14 protein-coding genes are annotated in these 16,333 nt (G+C 59.9%); all 14 read left to right on the forward strand.

The annotated features are described in order from the left end of the window. Positions 1 to 7 precede the first annotated feature (7 nt). The gene (gene pyrH / locus M1B34_RS18315) at positions 8 to 751 is read left to right on the forward strand and encodes a UMP kinase (RefSeq protein ID WP_011059526.1); all 744 of its coding nucleotides are present in this window, start codon (positions 8 to 10) and stop codon (positions 749 to 751) included. Next, on the forward strand, positions 748 to 1,305 hold the full coding sequence (gene frr, locus M1B34_RS18320) for a ribosome recycling factor (RefSeq protein WP_123336698.1): 558 nt from the start codon (positions 748 to 750) through the stop codon (positions 1,303 to 1,305). Before pyrH ends, frr begins: the two co-directional genes overlap by 4 nt. 16 nt (positions 1,306 to 1,321) lie before the next feature. Next, positions 1,322 to 2,077 carry a polyprenyl diphosphate synthase gene (gene uppS / locus M1B34_RS18325; RefSeq protein WP_123336696.1) on the forward strand — a complete coding sequence of 252 codons (756 nt, stop codon included), beginning with the start codon at positions 1,322 to 1,324 and terminating at the stop codon, positions 2,075 to 2,077. Next, positions 2,077 to 2,883: a phosphatidate cytidylyltransferase gene (locus M1B34_RS18330; RefSeq protein ID WP_268265893.1), complete on the forward strand. Its 807-nt coding sequence runs from the start codon at positions 2,077 to 2,079 to the stop codon at positions 2,881 to 2,883. Before uppS ends, M1B34_RS18330 begins: the two co-directional genes overlap by 1 nt. Next, the gene (gene ispC / locus M1B34_RS18335) at positions 2,880 to 4,070 is read left to right on the forward strand and encodes a 1-deoxy-D-xylulose-5-phosphate reductoisomerase (RefSeq protein ID WP_268265894.1); all 1,191 of its coding nucleotides are present in this window, start codon (positions 2,880 to 2,882) and stop codon (positions 4,068 to 4,070) included. The genes M1B34_RS18330 and ispC overlap by 4 nt, the downstream gene beginning before the upstream one ends. Before the next feature lie 53 nt (positions 4,071 to 4,123). After that, entirely contained in the window at positions 4,124 to 5,476 is a 1,353-nt protein-coding gene (gene rseP, locus M1B34_RS18340) for a sigma E protease regulator RseP (RefSeq protein WP_123336691.1), read from the forward strand. Between the two features lie 74 nt (positions 5,477 to 5,550). Beyond that, positions 5,551 to 7,938 carry an outer membrane protein assembly factor BamA gene (gene bamA, locus M1B34_RS18345; protein ID WP_268265895.1) on the forward strand — a complete coding sequence of 796 codons (2,388 nt, stop codon included), beginning with the start codon at positions 5,551 to 5,553 and terminating at the stop codon, positions 7,936 to 7,938. A 45-nt stretch (positions 7,939 to 7,983) separates the two neighbouring features. Beyond that, positions 7,984 to 8,487, forward strand: a complete 504-nt coding sequence (locus tag M1B34_RS18350) for an OmpH/Skp family outer membrane protein (RefSeq protein WP_010444737.1) — start codon at positions 7,984 to 7,986, stop codon at positions 8,485 to 8,487. Between the two features lie 3 nt (positions 8,488 to 8,490). Continuing rightward, complete coding sequence (lpxD, locus tag M1B34_RS18355; RefSeq protein WP_268265896.1) at positions 8,491 to 9,546, forward strand: UDP-3-O-(3-hydroxymyristoyl)glucosamine N-acyltransferase; 1,056 nt, start codon at positions 8,491 to 8,493, stop codon at positions 9,544 to 9,546. Between the two features lie 109 nt (positions 9,547 to 9,655). Continuing rightward, on the forward strand, positions 9,656 to 10,096 hold the full coding sequence (fabZ, locus tag M1B34_RS18360; RefSeq protein WP_095077472.1) for a 3-hydroxyacyl-ACP dehydratase FabZ: 441 nt from the start codon (positions 9,656 to 9,658) through the stop codon (positions 10,094 to 10,096). Then, positions 10,093 to 10,869 carry an acyl-ACP--UDP-N-acetylglucosamine O-acyltransferase gene (lpxA, locus tag M1B34_RS18365; protein WP_123336686.1) on the forward strand — a complete coding sequence of 259 codons (777 nt, stop codon included), beginning with the start codon at positions 10,093 to 10,095 and terminating at the stop codon, positions 10,867 to 10,869. Before fabZ ends, lpxA begins: the two co-directional genes overlap by 4 nt. 2 nt (positions 10,870 to 10,871) lie before the next feature. After that, complete coding sequence (gene lpxB / locus M1B34_RS18370) at positions 10,872 to 12,002, forward strand: lipid-A-disaccharide synthase (protein ID WP_123336684.1); 1,131 nt, start codon at positions 10,872 to 10,874, stop codon at positions 12,000 to 12,002. 11 nt (positions 12,003 to 12,013) lie between these two features. After that, the gene (gene rnhB, locus M1B34_RS18375) at positions 12,014 to 12,646 is read left to right on the forward strand and encodes a ribonuclease HII (protein ID WP_123336682.1); all 633 of its coding nucleotides are present in this window, start codon (positions 12,014 to 12,016) and stop codon (positions 12,644 to 12,646) included. Between the two features lie 69 nt (positions 12,647 to 12,715). After that, a complete protein-coding gene (dnaE, locus tag M1B34_RS18380; RefSeq protein ID WP_268265897.1) occupies positions 12,716 to 16,237 on the forward strand; it encodes a DNA polymerase III subunit alpha in 3,522 nt (1,173 codons plus the stop codon). The last annotated feature ends 96 nt before the right edge of the window (positions 16,238 to 16,333 follow it).

Raw genomic sequence — 16,333 nt, forward strand, 5'->3', positions numbered from 1 at the left:
ATTCGCAATGGCTCAGCAGGGCAGTGGTTATCAAGCTCGCTATAAACGCATTCTACTCAAGCTTAGCGGCGAGGCCCTGATGGGCTCGGAAGAGTTCGGGATCGATCCCAAGGTACTGGATCGCATGGCGCTGGAAGTCGGCCAGTTGGTCGGCATCGGCGTACAAGTGGGTCTGGTGATTGGCGGCGGCAACCTGTTCCGCGGTGCTGCCTTGAGCGCGGCCGGCATGGATCGGGTTACAGGCGACCACATGGGCATGTTGGCCACTGTGATGAACGCCCTGGCGATGCGTGATGCGCTGGAACGTGCGAATATCTCCGCCATCGTGATGTCGGCTATTTCCATGGTGGGTGTGACCGATCACTACGATCGTCGCAAAGCCATGCGTCATCTGAACTCCAAAGAAGTTGTGATTTTCGCGGCCGGTACCGGCAACCCGTTCTTCACCACTGACTCTGCGGCCTGCTTGCGCGCAATCGAGATCGATGCCGACGTCGTGCTCAAGGCCACCAAGGTCGATGGTGTCTACACCGCAGACCCATTCAAAGACCCGCATGCCGAGAAGTTCGATCATCTGACCTACGATGAAGTACTGGATCGCAAGTTGGGGGTCATGGATCTGACGGCCATCTGCCTGTGCCGCGACCACAAGATGCCGCTGCGCGTCTTTAACATGAACAAGCCCGGCGCCCTGCTGAATATCGTGCACGGTGGCGCTGAAGGAACCCTGATCGAGGAAGGCGAACAATGATCAACGAAATCAAGAAAGACGCTCAAGAGCGCATGGCAAAATCCCTGGAATCCCTGAGCCATGCCTTTGGCCAGATCCGTACAGGCAAAGCGCACCCAAGCATCCTGGGTAGCGTGATGGTGCCTTACTACGGCGCTGACACCCCGCTGAGCGGCGTGGCCAACGTGACCGTGAAAGATTCCCGGACCCTGCAGGTCGTGGCGTTTGAGCGCAACATGCTCGCGGCCGTCGACAAGGCGATCCAGAGCGCTGGTTTGAACCTCAACCCGACCAACCTGGGCGAGTTGCTGCTGATCTCCATGCCGGCCCTGACCGAAGAAACCCGTAAGGGCTTCACCAAGCAGGCTCGCAGTGCTGCCGAAGACGCCCGTGTTGCCGTGCGCAACATCCGTCGTGACGCTTTGAGCGAGCTGAAGAAGCTGGTCAAGGACAAGGAAATCAGCGAAGACGAAGAGCGCCGTGCTGCTGCCGACATTCAAAAGCTGACCGATAAGGCTGAAGCTGATATCGACGCAGCCACCAAGGCAAAAGAAGCGGACCTGATGGCCGTATAAGGGTCGGGGCGCCTTCATGGAAAAGACCAAGCAGACTGTGCCTTCCGTGGTGCCGCGCCATGTCGCGATCATCATGGATGGCAATAATCGCTGGGCCAAAAAACGCTTTATGCCGGGTGTTGCCGGGCATAAGGCGGGCGTCGATGCGGTACGTGCGGTCATTGAGGTGTGTGCCGAGGCCAAGGTCGAGGTGCTCACCCTGTTCGCGTTCTCCAGTGAAAACTGGCAGCGGCCTGCGGATGAAGTCAGTGCCTTGATGGACCTGTTCTTCAAGGCGCTGCGTCGTGAGGCCAAGCGCCTTAACGAAAACAACATCAGCCTGCGGATCATCGGTGATCGTTCGCGCTTTCATCCTGAGTTGCAGGCGGCGATGCGAGAGGCTGAGGCCATTACCGCCGGCAGCGACCGTTTCATCCTGCAGATCGCCGCCAACTACGGCGGTCAGTGGGATATCGCCCAGGCTGCGCAGCGCTTGGCGCGGGAAGTTCAGGCCGGTCACCTGCGGCCGGAGGACATTACTCCGGACCTGCTGCAGACCTGCCTGGCCACCGGCGACTTGCCCTTGCCCGACCTGTGTATCCGCACTGGCGGTGAACACCGCATCAGCAACTTCCTGCTGTGGCAGCTGGCGTACGCCGAGCTGTACTTCTCCGACCTGTTCTGGCCGGACTTCAAACACGATGCCATGCGTAATGCACTGGCCGATTATGCATCTCGCCAGCGGCGCTTCGGTAAAACGAGCGAGCAGGTCGAGGCTGGAGCCCGGGTTTAATGCTTAAACAACGAATCATTACTGCGCTGATCCTTCTGCCGATCGCCTTGTGCGGGTTTTTCCTGCTCACCGGCTCCGGCTTCGCGCTGTTTATCGGCCTGGTGGTGACCCTGGGCGCCTGGGAATGGGCGCGCTTGGCAGGTTTCGAGGCGCAACCGGCCCGTGTGGGCTACGCGGTGCTGGTGGCGGTGCTGTTGTTCCTGATGCACTTGGTGCCCGGTGTGGCGCCTTGGGTGCTGGGGGCGGCGGTGCTGTGGTGGGCCTTGGCGACCTTTCTGGTGCTGACCTATCCACGCACCAGTGGCCACTGGGCGGGGGCGGCGGCCAAGTTGGTGATCGGTCTGCTGATCCTGTTGCCGGCCTGGCAGGGTCTGGTGTTCATCAAGCAGCAGCCGCTCGGCAACTGGTTGATCCTGGCGGTGATGGTTCTAGTGTGGGGTGCGGACATTGGCGCCTACTTTTCCGGCAAGGCCTTCGGCAAGCGCAAGCTGGCACCGCAGGTCAGTCCGGGCAAGAGCTGGGAAGGTGTCTACGGTGGCTTGCTGTTGAGCCTGCTGATTACCCTGGTGGTCGGGCTGGTGCGTGATGCCTCTGCCGGGCAGGTTGTGCTGAGCTTGCTCGGCGCCGCGTTGGTGGTGTTTATCTCGGTCGTGGGCGATTTGACCGAAAGCATGTTCAAGCGTCAGTCGGGGATCAAGGACAGCAGCAACCTGCTGCCTGGTCATGGTGGCGTGCTGGACCGCATTGACAGCCTGACGGCGGCAATTCCGGTGTTTGCCGTGCTGTTGTGGATGGCGGCATTGTGAGTCGCGTGCAACAAGTCACTGTGCTGGGGGCTACCGGCTCCATCGGCCTCAGTACCCTGGATGTGATTGCTCGGCACCCGGACCGCTATCAGGTGTTTGCCCTGACGGGGTTCAGTCGCCTGGCCGAATTGCTGGCCTTGTGTATTCGCCATGTGCCGCGTTTTGCCGTGGTACCCGAGGCGGCTGCAGCGGCTGGCTTGCAGGACGATTTGCGCGCGGCCGGTTTGGCGACCCAGGTGCTGGTGGGGGAGGAGGGGCTGTGCCAGGTGGCTTCAGCCCCTGAAGTCGACGCGGTGATGGCGGCGATCGTCGGTGCCGCGGGCCTGCGTCCGACCCTGGCCGCCGTCGAGGCGGGTAAAAAAATTCTGCTGGCCAATAAAGAAGCGCTGGTCATGTCCGGCGCCTTGTTCATGCAGGCGGTGCGCAAGAGCGGCTCGGTGCTGCTGCCCATCGACAGTGAACACAACGCGATTTTCCAATGCATGCCCTCGGATTTTTCTCGTGGTTTGAGCGCTGTGGGTGTGCGTCGTATTTTGCTGACGGCCTCGGGCGGTCCATTCCGCCAGACGCCCATGGCTGAGCTGGAGCATGTCTCGCCGGAGCAGGCGTGCGCCCATCCCAACTGGTCCATGGGGCGTAAGATCTCCGTGGACTCGGCCAGCATGATGAATAAAGGGCTGGAGTTGATCGAGGCGTGCTGGCTGTTTGATGCGCAGCCGTCGCAAGTCGAGGTGGTGATCCACCCGCAAAGCGTGATCCATTCCCTGGTGGATTACGTGGATGGCTCGGTGCTGGCGCAACTGGGTAACCCGGACATGCGTACGCCGATCGCCAATGCGCTGGCTTGGCCTGAGCGTATCGATTCGGGGGTGGCGCCCCTGGATCTGTTTGCCGTCGCCCGCCTGGACTTCCAGGCACCGGACGAGCAGCGGTTCCCGTGCCTGCGCCTGGCGCGCCAGGCGGCAGAGGCGGGCAACAGCGCGCCGGCCATGCTGAATGCGGCCAACGAGGTCGCGGTTGCCGCGTTTCTTGAACGGCGCATCCGCTATCCCGAGATCGCGAGTATCATCGACGAAGTTTTAAACCTCGAACCCGTGGTAGCAGTCAATGAACTGGACGCGGTGTTTGCGGCGGATACCAAGGCTCGAGCCCTGGCCGAGCACTGGCTGCAGCGCAACGCTCGATAAGCATTGTGAGCCGCCCAGGCGGCCGGCACCGGATAGGATTGCGGAGAAAGTAGATGAGCGCGCTCTATATGATTGTCGGCACCCTGGTTGCTCTGGGTGTGCTGGTCACCTTCCACGAATTCGGCCATTTTTGGGTTGCGCGTCGTTGCGGCGTCAAGGTGCTGCGCTTCTCCGTGGGCTTCGGCATGCCCTTGCTGCGCTGGCACGACAAGCGCGGTACTGAGTTCGTCATTGCCGCCATTCCCCTGGGCGGCTACGTGAAAATGCTCGACGAGCGTGAAGGCGATGTTCCTGCCGATCAGCTCGATCAATCGTTCAATCGCAAATCCGTTCGTCAGCGCATCGCTATTGTCGCGGCGGGTCCGATTGCCAACTTTTTGCTGGCGCTGGTGTTTTTCTGGGCCCTGGCAATGCTCGGCAGCCAGCAGGTGCGTCCGGTCATTGGCGCGGTCGAGGCTGGCAGTATCGCCGCCAAGGCCGGCTTGAGTGCAGGTCAGGAGATCGTCGCCATCGATGGCGAGCCGACCTCCGGTTGGGGGGCGGTGAACCTGCAGTTGGTACGGCGCCTGGGCGAAAGCGGTGCGTTGCAGCTTTCGGTACGCGAGCAGGGTTCTACGGTCGATTCGCCGCGAGAACTGGTGCTGGATCAGTGGCTCAAGGGGGCCGACGAGCCGGATCCGATCCGTTCCCTGGGGATTCGTCCTTGGCGTCCGTCCTTGCCGCCGGTTCTGGCTGAGCTGGATTCGAAAGGTCCGGCCCAGGCGGCCGGGCTGAAAACCGGTGATCGGCTGCTGGCCCTGGATGGCCAGGCGCTGACCGATTGGCAGCAGGTCGTGGATTGGGTGCGTGTGCGCCCGGATGCGAAAATCGTCTTGCAGGTTGAGCGCGACGGTGCTCGACTCGACGTCCCGGTCACCCTGGCCAGTCGCGGTGAAAGCAAGGCGCCCAATGGTTATCTGGGGGCTGGTGTGAAGGCCGTCGATTGGCCGCCAGAGATGATTCGCGAGGTCAGTTACGGCCCGCTTGCCGCCATTGGTGAAGGTGCCCGGCGTACCTGGACCATGAGCGTATTGACCCTCGAATCCCTGAAGAAAATGTTGTTCGGCGAGCTCTCGGTAAAAAACTTGAGTGGACCGATAACCATTGCTAAAGTGGCGGGCGCTTCTGCCCAGTCGGGCGTCGCAGATTTCTTGAATTTCCTTGCTTATCTGAGTATTAGCCTGGGTGTTCTGAATTTGTTGCCCATCCCGGTACTGGATGGGGGGCATTTGTTGTTCTATCTGATCGAGTGGGCGCGTGGTCGTCCCTTGTCGGATCGGGTGCAAGGTTGGGGGATACAGATTGGTATCAGCTTGGTGGTCGGGGTGATGTTGCTTGCTCTGGTCAACGATCTGGGTCGTCTGTAACGCTTCGCTGAATTGCGAATCTGCCGCATTTTGCGGCAGTTTGTTTATTGCCAGTTGGAATAAGAAAGGACTTCATGAAACGTCTGCTGCTAACTGCGGTTCTCACCGTATTGATGATCGCCGAAGTTCACGCCGAGTCCTTCACTATCTCCGATATTCGCGTCAACGGCCTCCAGCGGGTCTCCGCGGGTAGCGTCTTTGGTGCCTTGCCGTTGAACGTCGGTGAACAGGCGGATGACCGTCGCCTGGTGGAATCCACTCGTGCCCTGTTCAAAACCGGGTTCTTCCAAGATATCCAGCTGGGCCGCGATGGCAACGTCCTGGTTATCACGGTAGTCGAGCGCCCGTCTGTCGCCAGTATCGAGATTGAAGGCAACAAAGCGATCTCTACTGAAGACCTGATGAAAGGCCTCAAGCAATCCGGTCTGGCTGAAGGCGAGATTTTCCAGCGCGCGACCCTTGAAGGTGTACGTAACGAGCTGCAGCGCCAGTACGTCGCCCAGGGCCGATACTCCGCCACCGTTGAAACCGAAGTGGTGCCTCAGCCGCGCAACCGCGTAGGCCTGAAGGTCAATATCAACGAAGGCACCGTAGCGGCTATCCAGCACATCAACGTGGTGGGCAACACTGTTTTCCCTGATGAAGACCTGATCGGCCTGTTCGAACTGAAGACCACCAACTGGTTGTCGTTCTTCAAGAACGACGACAAGTATGCCCGTGAAAAACTCTCCGGTGACTTGGAGCGCCTGCGTTCCTACTACCTGGATCGTGGCTATATCAATATGGATATCGCTTCGACCCAGGTGTCGATCACGCCGGACAAGAAGCACGTCTACATCACCGTCAACGTCAACGAAGGCGAGAAGTACAGCGTTCGCGACGTCAAGCTCAGCGGCGACTTGAAAGTGCCTGAAGACCAGGTCAAGGCCCTGTTGCTGGTGGAAAAAGGCCAGGTGTTCTCGCGTAAGCTGATGACCACCACCTCCGAGCTGATCACCCGCCGCCTGGGTAACGAGGGTTACACCTTCGCCAACGTCAACGGCGTGCCACAGCCCCATGATGAAGATCACACCGTAGACATCACTTTTGTCGTCGATCCAGGCAAGCGTGCCTACGTCAACCGCATCAACTTCCGTGGCAACACCAAGTCCGAAGACGAAGTGCTGCGTCGTGAAATGCGTCAGATGGAAGGTGGCTGGGCTTCGACCTACCTGATCGATCAGTCCAAGACCCGTCTTGAACGCCTGGGCTTCTTCAAGGAAGTCAACGTCGAAACTCCGGCTGTTCCGGGTGTCGATGACCAGGTTGACGTGAACTACGCCGTTGAAGAACAAGCTTCCGGTTCGATCACTGCCAGTGTCGGTTTCGCCCAGAGCGCGGGCCTGATCCTCGGCGGTTCGATCACTCAGAACAACTTCCTGGGTACCGGTAACAAGGTCAGCATCGGTCTGACGCGCAGTGAGTACCAGAGCCGTTACAACTTCGGCTATGTCGACCCCTACTGGACCGCCGATGGCGTGAGCCTGGGTTACAACGCGTTCTATCGCACCACTGACTACAAAGACCTCGATGTCGATGTAGCCAGCTACGCAGTAGACAGCCTGGGTGCCGGCGTCAGCGTGGGTTACCCGATCAGCGAGACGGCGCGTCTGACTTTCGGCTTGACCGCGCAACAAGACAAGATCAAGACCGGCCTGTACACCGTCGACGAAATCTTCGACTTCGTGAACAAGCAGGGCGACAGCTATCTGAACTTCAAGGCTTCGGCCGGCTGGTCTGAATCGACCTTGAACAAAGGCGTGCTGGCCACCCGTGGTCACTCCCAGAGTCTGGTTCTGGAAACCACCACTCCGGGCAGCGACCTGTCGTTCTTCAAGCTCGACTACCGTGGTCAGGTATTCGCACCGCTGACCGACACCTACACCATGCGCTTGCACACCGAGCTGGGTTATGGCGACGGTTACGGTTCCACTGATGGCTTGCCGTTCTACGAGAACTACTATGCTGGTGGTTTCAACTCGGTGCGTGGCTTCAAGGACAGCACCTTGGGCCCACGCAGTACGCCGAGCCGTGGTGTGAGCAGAACCGGTAACGTCGGTACTGCAGAGGATCCGGATCAAGATGCGCTGCCATTCGGCGGTAACGTAATGATTCAAGGTGGTGCCGAGTTGTTGTTCCCGCTGCCATTCGTCAAGGATCAGCGTTCGTTGCGTACTTCGCTGTTCTGGGATGTGGGTAACGTTTTCGACTCCAAGTGCGAGAAGGTGACCAACAGCAGCGGCCTGAAGTCGAACACACAGTGCAACGATATCAGTCTCAGCAACCTCGCCAGTTCCGTCGGCGTGGGTGTGACTTGGGTCACCGCTCTGGGTCCATTGAGCTTCGCCCTGGCGATGCCGATCAAGGAACCGGATAACGCTGAAACCCAAGTGTTCCAATTCTCCCTCGGTCAGACTTTCTAAGAGCCTGACCCAAGATAACGACAATGGATTTTGTAGGAGTGCATCGTGCGTAAGTTGACTCAATTGGTTCTCCTGGCGACTGTCCTGGTAGCGACCCCGGCCTTTGCCGAAATGAAAATCGCGGTCCTGAACTATCAGATGGCCTTGCTGGAATCGGACGCTGCCAAGAAGTACGCAGTGGACGCCGAGAAGAAGTTCGGCCCGCAACTGACCAAGCTGAAAACCCTGGAAAGCAGCGCCAAGGGCATCCAGGATCGTCTGGTAGCCGGTGGCGACAAAATGCAGCAGGGCGAGCGTGAGCGCCTTGAGCTGGAGTTCAAGCAAAAGGCCCGTGACTTCCAGTTCCAGTCCAAGGAACTGAACGAAGCCAAAGCCGTTGCCGACCGCGAAATGCTCAAGCAACTGAAGCCGAAGCTGGACAGCGCGGTTGAAGAAGTGATCAAGAAAGGGGCTTTCGACCTGGTCTTCGAGCGCGGCGCTGTGATCGATGTCAAACCTCAGTACGACATCACTCGCCAAGTCATCGAGCGCATGAATCAGCTGAAGTAAGCCATGACCGCGACTATGAAACTCGGCCAGTTGGCCGAGTTCCTCGGCGCCACCCTGTGTGGCGACCCGGAGAAGAACATCACTGGGCTAGCCACCTTGCAGGAGGCTGGCCCAGCTCAGTTGAGCTTTTTGGCAAATCCCCAATACCGCAAGTACCTGGCAGACAGTCATGCTGGCGCTGTGCTGCTTAAGGCTGCCGACGCTGAAGGTTATGCCGGTGATGCGCTGGTGGTGGCTGATCCTTACCTGTCCTACGCGCGGGTTTCCCACCTGTTCGATCCCAAGCCCAAGGCGGCGGCGGGCATCCATCCATCCGCGGTGATTGCCGACGATGCGTGGGTCGACCCGGCAGCCAGTATCGGGCCCTTTGTGGTGATCGAGAGTGGTGCGCGAGTGGCGGCAGGCGTGACTGTCGGTGCTCATTGCTTTATCGGTGCGCGCAGCGAAATCGGCGAGGGCGGTTGGCTGGCCCCGCGAGTCACGCTGTACCACGATGTGCGTATCGGCAAGCGTGTGGTGATCCAGTCGGGCGCGGTGCTGGGGGGTGAAGGCTTCGGTTTCGCCAACCAGAAGGGCGTCTGGCAAAAGATTGCCCAGATTGGTGGCGTGACCGTCGGCGATGACGTGGAGATTGGCGTGAACACGGCCATCGACCGCGGTGCGCTGGCCGACACCATCATCGGTAACGGCGTGAAGCTGGATAACCAGATCCAGATTGCCCACAACGTGCAGGTTGGCGATCACACCGCCATGGCCGCCTGTGTGGGGATTTCCGGCAGCACCAAGATTGGCAAGCACTGTATGCTCGCCGGTGGCGTGGGGTTGGTGGGCCACATCGATATTTGCGACAACGTTTTCTTGACCGGCATGACCATGGTCACCCACTCGATCACCGAGCCGGGTTCCTATTCGTCCGGTACCGCCATGCAGCCTGCTGCCGAATGGCGTAAAAGTGCAGCACGTATCCGTCAGCTCGATGACATTGCGCGACGTTTGCGGCAACTGGAAAAGCGCGTTGGGGACGTGACCCCTGACGGCAATGCTTCATCAGAAGGCTGAGACCATTTCCATATCAAGTGTGTACAGCCGCTAGCGGCCTCCTTGATTTGCTAGAGGCGTGTGCGTTCAGTCGCACACTCCCACTCTTTACTACAGGCTTCCCCCCGAAATGATGGACATCAACGAGATTCGCGAATACTTGCCTCACCGCTACCCTTTCCTGTTGGTGGATCGGGTGGTGGACCTGGACGTTGAGGGCAAGTGCATTCGTGCCTACAAGAATGTCAGCATCAACGAACCTTTCTTCAATGGTCACTTTCCTGCGCATCCAATCATGCCGGGCGTGCTGATCATCGAAGCCATGGCTCAGGCTGCCGGCATTCTTGGTTTCAAGATGCTGGACGTGAAGCCTGCTGATGGCACCCTTTACTATTTCGTCGGCTCCGACAAGCTGCGCTTCCGCCAGCCTGTGCTGCCGGGCGACCAACTGGTCCTTGAAGCCAAGTTCCTCAGCTGCAAGCGGCAGATCTGGAAGTTCGAGTGTCAGGCTTCGGTCGATGGCAAGCCGGTCTGCTCGGCTGAAATCATCTGTGCGGAACGCAAACTATGAGTTTGATTGACCCTCGCGCAATCATCGATCCGACGGCCGTACTGGCCGCCGACGTTGAGGTTGGCCCGTGGTCGATCGTCGGCGCTGGTGTGGAAATCGGCGAGGGTACAGTGATCGGGCCCCATGTGATTCTCAAGGGCCCAACCCGGATCGGTAAGCACAACCGCATCTACCAGTTCTCGTCGATTGGTGAGGACACGCCGGACCTGAAGTACAAGGGTGAGGAAACTCGCCTGGTGATAGGCGATCACAACGTGATCCGTGAAGGCGTGACCATTCACCGTGGCACCGTTCAGGACCGTTCTGAAACCACCCTGGGTGATCACAACCTGGTGATGGCCTATGCCCATATCGGCCATGACAGTGTGATCGGCAACCATTGCATCCTGGTCAACAACACAGCGTTGGCTGGGCATGTGCACGTTGACGACTGGGCGATTCTCTCGGGTTTCACCCTGGTGCATCAGTACTGTCATATCGGCGCCCACAGCTTCTCCGGCATGGGCACCGCCATCGGCAAGGACGTTCCAGCGTTCGTCACCGTGTTCGGCAACCCGGCCGAGGCACGCAGCATGAACTTCGAAGGCATGCGCCGTCGTGGTTTCAGCGAAGACGCGATCCACGCTCTGCGTCGCGCTTACAAGGTGGTCTACCGTCAAGGGTTGACCGTCGATCAGGCGCTCGCCGGTCTGGCCGAGCCCGCTGCACAGTTTCCCGAAGTCGCGATCTTCCGCGATTCGATCCAGTCGTCGACCCGCGGCATTACCCGCTAATCATGGCTACTTTGCGTGTTGCGCTGGTAGCTGGCGAGGCTTCCGGCGACATTCTCGGCGCCGGTCTGATGCGCGCCCTCAAGGCCCAGCATCCTGATGTCGAGTTCATGGGCGTCGGTGGCCCGTTGATGCAGGCCGAAGGGCTGACGTCCTACTTCCCCATGGAGCGCCTGGCGGTCATGGGGCTGGTGGAAGTCCTCGGGCGTTTGCGTGAGCTGCTGGCCCGCCGTAAAAAACTCATTCAAACCCTGATCGCCGAACAGCCGGATGTCTTTATCGGTATCGACGCGCCTGACTTCACGCTGAATATCGAACTTAAGCTGCGTCAGGCCGGTATCAAGACGGTGCATTACGTCAGCCCCTCGGTATGGGCCTGGCGGCAGAAGCGTGTGCTGAAGATTCGCGAAGGCTGCGATCTGATGCTGACCCTGTTCCCGTTCGAGGCGCGCTTCTACGAAGAAAAGGGCGTGCCGGTGCGTTTTGTCGGGCATTCCCTGGCCGACGCCATTCCCCTTGAGGCGGATCGGGCAGCAGCCCGTGCCGAGCTGGGCTTGCCTGAAGGCCCCCTGGTGGCCTTGATGCCGGGCAGTCGTGGCGGCGAAGTCGGGCGCCTGGGGGCGTTGTTCCTCGACGCCGCGCAGCGCCTGCGGGCCCTGCGCCCGGGCGTGCGTTTTGTCATGCCGTGCGCCAGCCCCGAACGGCGCGCGCAGTTGGAAGAATTGCTGGCCGGTCGCGACCTGCCGCTGACCCTGCTCAATGGCCAGTCCCATCAAGCCCTGGCGGCTTGTGATGCGGTGCTGATTGCCTCCGGAACCGCGACCCTCGAAGCGTTGCTCTACAAGCGTCCGATGGTGGTGGCTTACCGCCTGGCGCCGCTGACGTTCTGGATTCTCAAGCGCATGGTCAAGAGCCCCTATATCTCCCTGCCGAACTTGCTGGCCCAGCGTCTGTTGGTGCCTGAGTTACTGCAGGATGATGCGACTGCCGAGGCGCTGGCCCAGACCTTGTCGCCGTTGATCGAGGGTGGGCAAGAGCAGACCCGGGGCTTTGACGAAATCCATCGCACCCTGCGTCGCGATGCCTCCAATCAGGCCGCTGAGGCGGTGCTGAATCTGATCGGAAAACCTTCATGAGTCAGGCAAAAATGCAGATGGGACTGGATTTCTCCCTGGTGGCCGATGCCCAGGACCTGGTGGCCGGCGTCGATGAAGTCGGTCGTGGCCCCTTGTGCGGTGCGGTGGTAACGGCGGCGGTGATCCTCGATCCCAATCGGCCGATTCTCGGTCTCAACGACTCGAAGAAACTCACCGAGGCCCGTCGTGAAAAACTGTACGACGAAATTTGTGAAAAGGCCCTGAGCTGGTGCATTGCCCGGGCTGAAGTCGAGGAAATCGACGAGCTGAATATTCTTCACGCCACTATGCTGGCCATGCAGCGTGCGGTGGAGGGGCTGAGCATTACCCCGAAACTGGCGATGATCGATGGCAATCGCTGCCCGAAATTGGCGATGCCGGCTGAAGCCGTGGTCAAGGGCGATAGCAAGGTGCCGGCGATCGCTGCGGCGTCGATTCTGGCCAAGGTCAGTCGCGACCGCGAGATGGCGGCGTTTGAGTTGATCTACCCGGGCTATGGCATTGGCGGCCATAAGGGCTATCCGACGCCCGTCCATCTGGAAGCCCTGGCCCGCCTGGGGCCGACTCCGATCCATCGGCGCTCTTTTGCGCCTGTGCGCCAGGCCTACGAGCTGCGTGAGAGCTTGAGCAAGATGCAGCCTTGAGGCTGATGTTTTAGTCGAGGCCCGGTACAATCCGGGCCTTGTTGTTTTTGCGCTATTTACAGGATCACTATGCCGGCTTCATTCGTTCACCTGCGCCTGCACACTGAATACTCCCTGGTCGATGGCCTGGTGCGTATCAAGCCCTTGGTCAAAGCCCTGGCGGGCCTGGGCATGCCAGCCGTAGCCGTGACCGATCAGAACAACATGTGTTCCCTGGTCAAGTTCTACAAGGCCACCATGGGGTCCGGGATCAAGCCGATCTGTGGCGCCGACCTGTGGCTGTCGAACAAGGACCCCGATAACCCCCTGAGCCGCATCAGCCTGCTGGTGATGAATGCCGTGGGTTATCGCAACCTGACCGAGCTGATTTCCCGCGGCTTTATCGATGGCCAGCGCAATGGCCAGATCATCATCGAGCGCGAATGGGTGGCCGAAGCGGCTGAAGGCCTGATCATGCTGTCGGCGGCCAAGGAGGGCGAGATCGGCATGGCCTTGATCGCCGGCGATCTGGAACTGGCCGAGACCCTGACCCGCGAGTGGATGGCGGTGTTCCCGGATCGCTTCTACCTGGAAATCCAGCGCACCAATCGCGCCAATGATGAAGAGCAACTGCACGCCGCTGTGGCCCTGGCGGACAAGCTGGGTGCGCCGCTGGTGGCGACCAACGACGTGCGCTTCATCAAGCAGGAAGATTTCGAGGCGCACGAAACCCGCGTTTGCATCGGTGAGGGCCGGGCCCTCGACGATCCGCGGCGTTCGAAGAACTACAGCGATCAGCAGTACCTGAAAAGCCCGGAAGAGATGGCCGAGCTGTTCAGTGACCTGCCCGAGGCTCTGGAAAACACCGTCGAAATTGCCAAGCGCTGCAATATCGAGGTGAAACTGGGCACGCACTTCCTGCCCAACTTCCCGATTCCCGATGGCATGACCATCGACGAGTACTTCCGCAAGGTGTCGTTCGACGGCTTGGAAGAGCGCTTGGCGGTGTTGCTGCCCCGAGACACCACCGAGGACTACGAGGCCAAGCGCCAGGTGTATGTCGATCGGTTGAATTTCGAGCTGGATATCATCATCCAGATGGGCTTCCCCGGTTACTTCCTGATCGTGATGGACTTTATCCAGTGGGCCAAGAGCAATGGCGTGCCGGTGGGCCCAGGCCGTGGATCGGGTGCCGGGTCGCTGGTGGCCTATGTACAGAAGATCACCGACCTCGACCCCCTGGAATACGACCTGCTGTTCGAACGTTTCCTTAACCCGGAACGGGTCTCCATGCCCGACTTCGACGTCGACTTCTGCATGGACGGCCGGGATCGGGTGATCGACTACGTGGCCGAGAAATACGGTCGCAACGCGGTAAGCCAGATCATCACCTTCGGTTCCATGGCGGCCAAGGCGGTGGTACGCGACGTGGCACGGGTGCAGGGCAAGTCTTATGGCTTGGCCGACCGTCTGTCGAAGATGATCCCCTTCGAAGTCGGCATGACCCTGGAAAAAGCCTACGAGCAGGAAGAAATCCTCCGGGACTTCATCAAGGTCGATGAAGAAGCGGCGGAAATCTGGGAGATGGCCCGCAAGCTCGAAGGCGTTGTGCGTAACGTGGGCAAGCACGCCGGTGGTGTGGTGATCGCGCCGACCAAGCTGACTGACTTCTCGCCGATTTATTGCGACGAAGAAGGTGATGGCCTGGTGACCCAGTTCGACAAGGATGACGTCGAGGCGGCGGGCCTGGTGAAGTTCGACTTCCTCGGCCTGCGGACCCTGACCATCATCGATTGGGCCTTGAAGACCATCAACCGCGACCGCGCCAAGGCCGGTGAAGAGCCGCTGGATATCGCCTTCATCCCCCTGGACGACAAGCCGACGTACAGCCTGTTGCAGAAAGCTGAAACCACTGCGGTGTTCCAGCTTGAATCCCGAGGCATGAAGGAGCTGATCAAGAAGCTCAAGCCCGACTGCCTGGAAGACTTGATCGCACTGGTGGCCCTGTTCCGTCCGGGCCCACTGCAATCGGGCATGGTGGATGACTTCATCAACCGTAAGCACGGTCGCGCCGAGCTGGCTTATCCGCACTCGGACTATCAGTACGAAGGGCTCAAGCCGGTCCTTGCACCGACTTACGGCATCATCCTGTATCAGGAACAGGTGATGCAGATCGCCCAGGTTATGGCCGGTTACACCCTCGGTGGCGCGGACATGCTGCGGCGAGCCATGGGTAAGAAAAAGCCCGAAGAAATGGCCAAGCAGCGTGGCGGCTTTATTGAGGGCTGCGCCACCAACAACATCGACCCGGATCTGGCGGGTAACATTTTCGACCTGGTGGAAAAGTTCGCCGGTTACGGCTTCAACAAATCCCACTCCGCCGCCTACGGCCTGGTGTCCTACCAGACCGCCTGGCTCAAGGCCCATTACCCGGCGCCCTTTATGGCGGCGGTGCTGTCTGCGGATATGCACAACACCGACAAGGTCGTGACCTTGATCGAAGAAGTGCGGACCATGAAGTTGCGCCTCGACGCGCCGGACGTGAATACCTCTGAGTTCAAGTTCACGGTGAACGCCGAAGGCCGCATCCTGTATGGCCTTGGGGCGATCAAGGGCGTGGGTGAAGGTCCGGTGGAGGCGATTACCGAGGCGCGCGAAGCGGGGCCGTTCAAGGACCTGTTCGACTTTTGCGCCCGGGTCGACCTCAAGCGCATCAACAAACGCACCCTGGACGGCCTGATTCGCAGTGGCGCCCTGGATCGCCTGGGGCCGTACTTCCATGACGAGCCCAAAGCTTATCAAGCCAGCATCGACCAGAACCGCGCCGTGCTGTTGGCGGCCATGGAAGAGGCGATCAAGGCGGCGGAACAGACCGCGCGTACCCACGACAGTGGCCACGCCGACCTGTTTGGCGGTGTGTTCGTCGAGGAGGATGCGGATGTCTATGCCAATCATCGCAAGGCCAAAGAACAGACCCTCAAGGAACGCTTGAAAGGGGAGAAAGACACCCTTGGCCTGTATCTGACCGGGCACCCGATCGATGAGTACGAAGGCGAAATCCGCCGTTTCGCCCGGCAGCGCATCATTGACCTGAAGCCGGCGCGGGATACCCAGACGGTGGCGGGCATGATCATCGCCCTGCGGGTGATGAAGAATAAAAAGGGCGACAAGATGGGCTTTATCACCCTCGACGACCGTTCGGGGCGGATTGAAGCCTCCTTGTTTGCCGATGCCTTCCATTCGGCGCAGTCCCTGCTGCAGACCGATGCGATGGTGGTGGTCGAAGGGGAGGTCAGCAATGATGACTTTTCCGGCGGCCTGCGCTTGCGGGTCAAGCGCGTGATGAGTATGGAAGATGCCCGGACCAATCTGGCGGAAAGCCTGCGGCTGAAGGTGCATACCGAAGCCCTGAAGGGCGATCAGCTACGCTGGCTGGGCGAGTTGTGCAAGCGTCACCGCGGGGCTTGCCCGATTACCATGGAGTACACCCGGGAGGATGCCAAAGCCTTGCTGCAGTTCGGCGAAGGCTGGCGGATCGATCCGGCGGACAGCTTGATTCAAGCCCTGCGTGACCAGTTCGGGCGAGACAACGTCTTCCTCCAATACCGTTGATGGTCAGGTGCCGTTCGTTGTCGTTATTGAGCGTGCCCTGATCTCGACCCCATTTTTAATCTCGACCTGAACGCGCCTCTCCCTTAAGGTAGGCGC

The sequence above is a fragment of the Pseudomonas morbosilactucae genome (genome assembly GCF_023241715.1).
In the GTDB taxonomy this organism is placed as follows: Bacteria; Pseudomonadota; Gammaproteobacteria; order Pseudomonadales; family Pseudomonadaceae; genus Aquipseudomonas; species Aquipseudomonas morbosilactucae.

Bases quoted from the DNA above. Each gene is read 5' to 3' on its own strand.
- pyrH (WP_011059526.1), top strand. From the start codon at position 8: ATGGCTCAGCAGGGCAGTGGTTATCAAGCTCGCTATAAACGCATTCTA.
- frr (WP_123336698.1), top strand. From the start codon at position 748: ATGATCAACGAAATCAAGAAAGACGCTCAAGAGCGCATGGCAAAATCC.
- uppS (WP_123336696.1), top strand. From the start codon at position 1,322: ATGGAAAAGACCAAGCAGACTGTGCCTTCCGTGGTGCCGCGCCATGTC.
- M1B34_RS18330 (WP_268265893.1), top strand. From the start codon at position 2,077: ATGCTTAAACAACGAATCATTACTGCGCTGATCCTTCTGCCGATCGCC.
- rseP (WP_123336691.1), top strand. From the start codon at position 4,124: ATGAGCGCGCTCTATATGATTGTCGGCACCCTGGTTGCTCTGGGTGTG.
- bamA (WP_268265895.1), top strand. From the start codon at position 5,551: ATGAAACGTCTGCTGCTAACTGCGGTTCTCACCGTATTGATGATCGCC.
- lpxD (WP_268265896.1), top strand. From the start codon at position 8,491: ATGACCGCGACTATGAAACTCGGCCAGTTGGCCGAGTTCCTCGGCGCC.
- fabZ (WP_095077472.1), top strand. From the start codon at position 9,656: ATGATGGACATCAACGAGATTCGCGAATACTTGCCTCACCGCTACCCT.
- lpxA (WP_123336686.1), top strand. From the start codon at position 10,093: ATGAGTTTGATTGACCCTCGCGCAATCATCGATCCGACGGCCGTACTG.
- lpxB (WP_123336684.1), top strand. From the start codon at position 10,872: ATGGCTACTTTGCGTGTTGCGCTGGTAGCTGGCGAGGCTTCCGGCGAC.
- rnhB (WP_123336682.1), top strand. From the start codon at position 12,014: ATGCAGATGGGACTGGATTTCTCCCTGGTGGCCGATGCCCAGGACCTG.
- dnaE (WP_268265897.1), top strand. From the start codon at position 12,716: ATGCCGGCTTCATTCGTTCACCTGCGCCTGCACACTGAATACTCCCTG.